Annotated in this window: 6 protein-coding genes; 4 read left to right on the top strand and 2 right to left on the bottom strand. The window is 51.6% G+C overall.

Annotated elements, in window-relative coordinates; genetic code table 11:
• Positions 1–252: 252 nt before the first annotated feature.
• Together DI14_RS11280 and def are read right to left on the bottom strand one after the other, a co-directional pair.
• Positions 253–1,893, bottom strand: coding sequence for an alpha/beta hydrolase (locus tag DI14_RS11280; RefSeq protein ID WP_235193462.1), 1,641 nt, complete (start codon positions 1,891–1,893; stop codon positions 253–255).
• Positions 1,880–2,419, bottom strand: a complete 540-nt coding sequence (gene def, locus DI14_RS11285; protein ID WP_034808635.1) for a peptide deformylase — start codon at positions 2,417–2,419, stop codon at positions 1,880–1,882. Before def ends, DI14_RS11280 begins: the two co-directional genes overlap by 14 nt.
• A 330-nt stretch (positions 2,420–2,749) precedes the next feature.
• Here def and pdhA point away from each other — a divergent pair, with 330 nt between their 5' ends.
• From pdhA to lpdA, 4 genes are all read left to right on the top strand, one after another.
• The gene (gene pdhA, locus DI14_RS11290) at positions 2,750–3,835 is read left to right on the top strand and encodes a pyruvate dehydrogenase (acetyl-transferring) E1 component subunit alpha (protein ID WP_034808637.1); all 1,086 of its coding nucleotides are present in this window, start codon (positions 2,750–2,752) and stop codon (positions 3,833–3,835) included.
• Between the two features lie 3 nt (positions 3,836–3,838).
• Positions 3,839–4,816, top strand: coding sequence for an alpha-ketoacid dehydrogenase subunit beta (locus tag DI14_RS11295; RefSeq protein ID WP_034808639.1), 978 nt, complete (start codon positions 3,839–3,841; stop codon positions 4,814–4,816).
• Positions 4,817–4,892: 76 nt separating this feature from the next.
• Positions 4,893–6,188: a dihydrolipoamide acetyltransferase family protein gene (locus DI14_RS11300; RefSeq protein ID WP_034808640.1), complete on the top strand. Its 1,296-nt coding sequence runs from the start codon at positions 4,893–4,895 to the stop codon at positions 6,186–6,188.
• Positions 6,189–6,192: 4 nt separating this feature from the next.
• On the top strand, positions 6,193–7,605 hold the full coding sequence (gene lpdA / locus DI14_RS11305; RefSeq protein WP_034808641.1) for a dihydrolipoyl dehydrogenase: 1,413 nt from the start codon (positions 6,193–6,195) through the stop codon (positions 7,603–7,605).
• Positions 7,606–7,639: the final 34 nt, after the last annotated feature.

A 7,639-nucleotide genomic window follows, 5' to 3' on the forward strand; every position in this document is an offset into this window, starting at 1 on the left:
GTGAAGAGGGCGGGTTCAGACTGTAGACAAAACATTGTCTGCAGTCTTTTTTATTTGCCCGACTAGGCACAGCTCGCTTTTCTGGGGGCAAGCAGGGAGCCGCATCGCTTAACGCTGCTGGGTCTCCCAATGCTTGCTATTCCCCTAGAAGTCTCGCCGTGCCATCGGTCGGTCCACGCCTCCATCCCTCTTTCGTACCCCGTTCCTTTTTTAATCGAGAGGTAGACAAACATTCACGAAGGCGGGCTTTCGTCAGTTTGTTTCGACCGGGTTGAACTCGTTCGTATACTCGTACAGGAATCGTCCCGTATCGCGGAGCACGTCCGTCTTCCGATGGAGCGAGAAGTGGTCGTACGGGACGGTCTCCGTCGTGATGTTGTTCGTATAGTCTTCGAGGAGGAGGGAGCTCGAGGGCTCGATCAAATTGAACTCCCCACCGCGCCCGGCGAACGACAACACTTGAACGGAACGCGGCCACGTCTCGAGCTTCGACTGGAACGCCACAAGTCCGTCCGATGTCGGGGACAAGTCCCGGATGGCGGCACTCCCTGTGTTGACGCCGAAGTTGCTCGCCGATAGACCGAAGTTGGCGAGGCGAGTGCCGGCGAACGGGCTGTCGAACGAGACGAATTTATCAATCAAGTACTCGTCTTGGTTCAAGATATAGTTCGCGGCCGCGACGCCGCCCATACTATGGCCGATCAAATACATTCGCTCGAACGACTTGTTGCGTTCGGCCTCATACGTCTCAATCGCCGCGTTCAACCATTTCGTCTGATTGTTCAGCGAAGCCTCGGCGTCTTCGTATTCGATGCGGACGATCGGACGGTTCGAGCTATAGTCGTTGATGACGCAGTCGACCTCGCTCTCTGTCGAAACGGTACAGAGGGCGCCATCCTTGGCGAGGCCACGCTGCTCCATGAACTGGGAGAAGCGCAGGAACGTCCGGTCCGTCCCGAGCAGACCATGGACGGCGAACGTCGGGATGAACTCGTCGGTCTGGGCCGCTTGGCGCACCGCCTCGGCTTTCCGTTCGGTCGTCAACTCTTCCCGGACGGTCACGATGATGATGGAGAGTGCCAAGACGACGATGAGCACACCGAGTAGACGCGAGCGAATGGACGTTTTGTTCGGGTCGCCGGCGTTCTGTCGATATTTCCGCCAAATGAAGAAACTGGCGAGGCTAACGACGACGAAAGCGACGACCGTGATGATCCACGCCTTCACGTTCGGCACATGGGCGACGAGCGTCATATTGTTTTGCCGGCCTCCGTACACTTGCCATTCGACATGCTTCATCGAACGGAGGTCGAGCCCGGTGCCGTCTTCAACAAACACACCCGTCGGTACGGTCAAGTTGAAACGAATATCGGCTTGACGGACATAGCGCTCGGCGAGCTGTTTCGGTGAGCCGCTCAAGTTGAGGCCTGGTAGCTCGATTCGGTCCAGACGTAAATCCAGGTTCGTGTTGAGCACATAGGAGTCGAACCAAATGCCTTCTTCTTTTTGCACATCGAACTCCATGTCAGGCGGAACGAGGATACCGGCTGGACCGGTCTTCCATTCTTCTTTAATGTTTTGTAACTCATCGACATTGTCGAACGTCTTCTTCAGCACCATGCCCTCGTAATCGTCTTCACTCGAGTAGTCACGTGTCGCGTAACCGTTATCGTTCGCTTGTTGCTTCCATGTATCCCAATCCAACCGCAAATTGAGCAGCTTCATGACGGGGTGGTCGCGAAACGCATACGTCGTCTCGAGCGTGACCGATTGATCATAATGAACAGTGGCGTCATATTCGATGCGGACACATCCCCCGATTAAAAGAAATAAAAATGGGAATACTAACAACAGCGCCTTTTTTTTCACGTTCGTCACCTCAGATTGGCTCACCATAAGTCTCAAGCGGATTGGTCGGGTTGATGCGGTCGTAGAACATGACGCCGTCTAAGTGGTCGAGCTCGTGTTGGCAGACGATGGCCCGCATGCCACGAAGGCGCAATTTGATTGGGTTGCCGTCACGATCGAACCCTTCGAGGGTGATACGGCGATGGCGCGGCACATTTCCGTTGACGACACGGTCGACAGACAAGCACCCTTCACCGCCGTTCAAGTACGTCTGCTCCACCGAGTGGCTCGTAATCCTAGGGTTGAAAATGGACAGCTTGAACGTCTCGTCTTCCTCTTGCAACAGGACGGTGAAGAAGCGGCGATTGACGCCGAGTTGCGGTGCCGCAATTCCGACGCCTCCGCGAAGCTCATATTTTTCGCTAATCTCCGGGTCCTGGCTATTGACGAGGAACGTCTCCATCTCGTCAAGAAGCTCCAAATCTTCAGCCGTAGGAGGGATTGGGACTTCTGTCGAGCGAAGGCGAAGTCGGTCGTCCCCTTCACGAATCACATCTTTCATCGTTAACATGTACAACTTCCTTTCCAATTTCGATATGCCTCATTATATCATATTTAATGGGGAAATCCTTGAGATGGTACAGAAGGTGAAACGAATATGATACACAGGCGAAATGAGTGAAAAGATGTGTTCATGTAAGCGTTCTTATAAGGTAAGCATATTTTTTGCGTTATTATAACAACCCGTTTTATACTGTCTAAGAAACGGCAGGAACAGAATTACTTTCCTGTATCACGTTAATACAGATTGCTTTTTTGGACAGATACACTTAAGATTTGAGGTAGTGTTTGATCACAAAAAAGACAATTGTCTCATAGTTGAAAGGATGAGGTGAAACGAATGAACAACGTTCAGGTACTTCAAAACGTGGAAGAAAACTTCCAAACGTTCCGTATTCTCGACGAGAAGGGCGAAGTCGTCAACCAAGACGCTATGCCCGACGTAACGGACGAGCAACTTCAGGAGCTTATGCGCCGCATGGTCTATACTCGAATCTGGGACCAACGTGCAATCTCACTTAACCGTCAAGGTCGCCTAGGTTTCTACGCGCCAGTGGCAGGTCAAGAAGCAACGATGATCGGGACGCAATACGCGCTCGACAAACAAGACTGGATCCTTCCAGGCTACCGTGATATCCCACAACTCGTATTCCACGGACTTCCGCTTTATCAAGCGTTCTTGTTCTCACGTGGACACGTTGCAGGGAACCGTATCCCTGAAGACGTCAACGTCTTGATGCCACAAATCATCATCGGCGCACAAATCATCCAAGCAGCAGGCGTGGCCATGGGCCTTAAACGCAACGGCAACACAAACGTCGCCATTACTTACACGGGTGACGGTGGTTCATCACAAGGTGACTTCTACGAAGGTTTGAACTTTGCAGGTGCATTCAAATCACCAGCCATCTTCGTCGTTCAAAACAACCGCTTCGCGATCTCGACTCCTGTCGAGAAGCAAACTGCAGCTAAAACGATCGCGCAAAAAGCTGTCGCAGCGGGCATCAACGGAATCCAAGTTGACGGAATGGACGTTCTCGCTGTCCTCGCCGCAACGCAACAAGCGCGTAAAGACGCACTTGACGGAACGCCGACGCTCATCGAAGCACTCACATACCGCTACGGACCACATACGCTCGCTGGGGATGACCCAACACGTTACCGTACGAAAGAACTCGACACAGAGTATCAAGAAAAAGATCCACTCGTACGCTTCCGTCTCTTCCTCGAAGGCAAAAAGCTTTGGAACGAAGACATGGAGAACGAAGTGATCGAGCAAGCGAAAGCTGACGTGAAAGAAGCAATCAGCCTCGCTGACAAAGAACCAAAACAAAAAGTTTCGGACTTCATCAACAACATGTTCGAAGAACTTCCTGCTAACTTGAAAGAGCAGCTCGAAGAATATACTGCAAAGGAGTCGAAGTAAGTTATGGCTCAAATGACAATGATCCAAGCGATTACTGATGCGATGCGCGTTGAAATGAAGCGCGACGAGAAAGTACTTCTTTTCGGAGAAGACGTTGGTAAAAACGGTGGGGTATTCCGTGCGACAGAAGGCCTCCAAGATGAGCTCGGCGAAGACCGCGTCTTCGACACGCCGCTTGCTGAGTCTGGTATCGGTGGTCTTGCCATCGGTCTCGGTCTCACTGGTTTCCGTCCAATCATGGAAGTTCAATTCTTCGGTTTCGTATTCGAAGTATTTGACTCAATCGCAGCTCAAATGGCACGGATGCGTTACCGTTCAGGCGGCGCTTACAGCCAGCCAATCACAATCCGTTCACCATTCGGTGGCGGTGTAAAAACACCTGAACTTCATGCGGATAGCCTCGAAGGCTTGATGGCTCAGACACCTGGTCTTAAAGTCGTCATCCCGTCGACTCCGTACGATGCAAAAGGACTCTTGATCGCGTCAATCCGCGACAACGACCCTGTCGTTTTCCTCGAGCACATGAAGCTTTACCGTTCATTCCGTGGCGAAGTACCTGAAGGCGAATACACGATCGAGCTTGGAAAAGCAGACGTGAAGCGTGAAGGGACTGACGTTTCAATCATCACATACGGTGCGATGGTCCACACGTCACTCAAAGCAGCGGAAGAACTCGAAAAAGAAAACATCAACGTAGAAGTCATCGACCTCATGACAGTGAGCCCGCTTGATATCGATACAATCGTCGAGTCTGTTAAAAAGACTGGCCGTGCGATCGTCGTTCAAGAGGCACAGCGTCAAGCAGGTATCGCGGCAAACGTTGTAACTGAAATTCAAGAACGCGCAATTCTTCACCTCGAAGCACCAGTGCTTCGTGTGACTGCACCTGACACAGTTTTCGCCTTCGCACAAGGAGAAGACGCATGGTTACCTGACCATAAAGATGTCGTTGCAAAAGTTAAGGAAGTTATCAACTTCTGATCGTGTTCATTTGGCGATGAGGGAGAATTGTCTCCCTCGTCGTGTTTACATGATTATTTGATGGGAGGAAAAACCAGTGGCAGTATTTGAATTTAAATTACCAGACATCGGTGAAGGAATTCACGAAGGTGAAATCGTCAAGTGGTTCGTAAAAGACGGGGACACAGTAAAAGAGGATGATATCCTCCTCGAAGTACAAAACGACAAGGCTGTCGTTGAAATCCCAGCTCCAGTTGATGGAACAGTCAAAGAAGTCAAAGTCTCTGAAGGAACAGTTGCCGTCGTCGGTGACGTCCTCATCACGTTCGACATCGAAGGTGACGCGCCAGCAGGCGAAGAGGAAGCAGCTCCTGAACAGCCAAAAGCTGAAGAGAAGACTGAAGAGACAGTTCAAGCTGACGTGAAAGAAGACGGCCCGCGTGAAGTTCAACTTCACAAGTCGGAGCGCGTCATCGCGATGCCTTCGATTCGCAAGTACGCTCGCGAAAAAGGCGTCGACATCCGTGAAGTCAAAGGTTCAGGCGATAACGGTCGCGTCTTGAAAGAAGACATCGATGCGTTCGCTAACGGTGAAGCACCAGCAGCAGAAGCTACAACAGAGAAAACAGAATCTGTAGCTCCGGCAGCGGCAGCGAAAACGGAAATCAAGCCTTACGAGTCAGCTACACCTGAACTCGAAACGCGTGAGAAGATCCGTGGAATCCGTAAAGCGATCTCGAAAGCAATGGTCAACTCGAAGCATACAGCTCCACACGTTACACTCATGGACGAAGTCGACGTCACGAAACTCGTCGCACTCCGTAAAGAGTTCAAACAAGTGGCTGCTGACCAAGGCGTGAAACTCACGTACTTGCCGTTCGTTGTGAAAGCATTGACAGCTGCAGCGAAAGCTTACCCAGCGATCAACGCATCAATCGACGATGTGAACGAAGAAATCGTCTACAAAAACTACTACAACATCGGTATCGCTGCTGACACGGACAACGGCCTCGTCGTTCCTGTCGTCAAAGAAGCAGACCGTAAATCAATCTATGCACTTGCTACAAACATCAATGAGCTTGCCGGTAAAGCACGTGAAGGTAAACTCGCTGGGGACGACATGAAAGGCGGATCGATCACAATCACGAACATCGGTTCTGCTGGTGGACAATGGTTCACACCTGTCATCAACCACCCAGAAGTTGCGATTCTCGGTATCGGCCGCATCGCTGAAAAAGCTGTCGTCAAAGACGGCGAAATCGTTGCAGCACCAGTGCTCGCGCTTTCATTCAGCTTTGACCACCGCCTCATCGACGGTGCGACTGCTCAAAACGCACTCAACATGGTGAAACGTTTGCTTCAAGATCCAGCACTTCTAATGATGGAGGGATAAGAACATGGTAGTAGGAGAATTCGCACAAGAAACTGATTTAATCGTCATCGGTGCCGGTCCTGGCGGATACGTCGCAGCCATCCGTGGCGCGCAACTCGGCCTCAAAGTGACGATCGTCGAGAAGGGTAACTTCGGCGGCGTCTGCTTGAACGTCGGATGTATCCCGTCAAAAGCGTTAATCACGGCTGGTCACAACTTCCAGCACGCGAAAGGTCACTCATCAATGGGGATCACGTCGGATAACGTTGCTGTCGACTTCACGAAAGTCCAAGACTGGAAACAGTCGGTCGTCAACAAGTTGACTGGCGGCGTTAAAGGCCTCTTGAAAGGCAACAAGATTGAAATCGTGCAAGGGGAAGCGTTCTTCGCATCTGAAGACACAGTCCGTGTCATCACAGAAGACAGCTCGACTCCTTACAAGTTCAAAAAAGCGATCATCGCGACTGGTTCGACACCAATCGAGATTCCATCGTTCAAATGGTCAAAACGCGTCCTTTCTTCAACTGGCGCATTGGCGCTTCCAGAAGTACCGAAAAAGCTCGTCGTCATCGGCGGCGGATACATCGGTATGGAGCTTGGAACAGCGTACGCGAACTTCGATACAGAAGTCGTCGTCGTTGAAGGCGCTAGCGACATCTTGTCTGGCTTCGAGCCGCAAATGACGCAAATCGTCAAGAAGAAGCTCAAACAAAAAGGGAACGTCACGATTCACACGAACGCGCTTGCCAAAGGCGTCGAAGAGACAGAAGACGGCGTAACGGTTAAGTTTGAAGTGAACGGCGAAGAGCAATCTGTGGAAGCGGACTACGTCCTCGTCACAGTCGGCCGTCGTCCAAACACTGGTGATATCGGTCTTGAGAACGCGGAAGTGAAAGTCAGCGACCGCGGCATCATCGAAATCGACGACCAGTGCAAGACGTCGAATGAAAACATCTACGCGATCGGTGACATCGTACCGGGACCACCGCTCGCGCACAAAGCTTCGTATGAAGCGAAAATCGCGGCAGAAGCAGCTGCAGGCAAGCCTGCGTACCTCGACTACTCAGCAATCCCAGCGGTCGTCTTCACTGACCCTGAGCTCGCGACAGTCGGTTACACAGAGCCGCTCGCAAAAGAAGAAGGACTCGACATCACAGTGTCGAAATTCCCATTCGCTGCAAACGGTCGTGCCCTCGCTCTCGACGAGCCAGACGGCTTCATGAAGCTCATCACGCGTAAAGAGGACGGTCTCTTGATCGGTGCTCAAATCGCGGGTACAGGCGCTTCTGATATGATCGCCGAGCTCGGCCTCGCCATCGAAGCAGGTATGACGGCTGAAGATATCGCACTTACAATCCACGCTCACCCATCACTCGGTGAGATGGCAATGGAAGCTGCAGAAATCGCAATCGGTATGCCAATCCACGTCGTCAAGTAACGACAAAAAATCTCTCGCTATTCGTAGCGAGAGA

The sequence above is a fragment of the Exiguobacterium sp. AB2 genome (genome assembly GCF_000696055.1).
Lineage (GTDB): Bacteria > Bacillota > Bacilli > Exiguobacteriales > Exiguobacteriaceae > Exiguobacterium > Exiguobacterium alkaliphilum.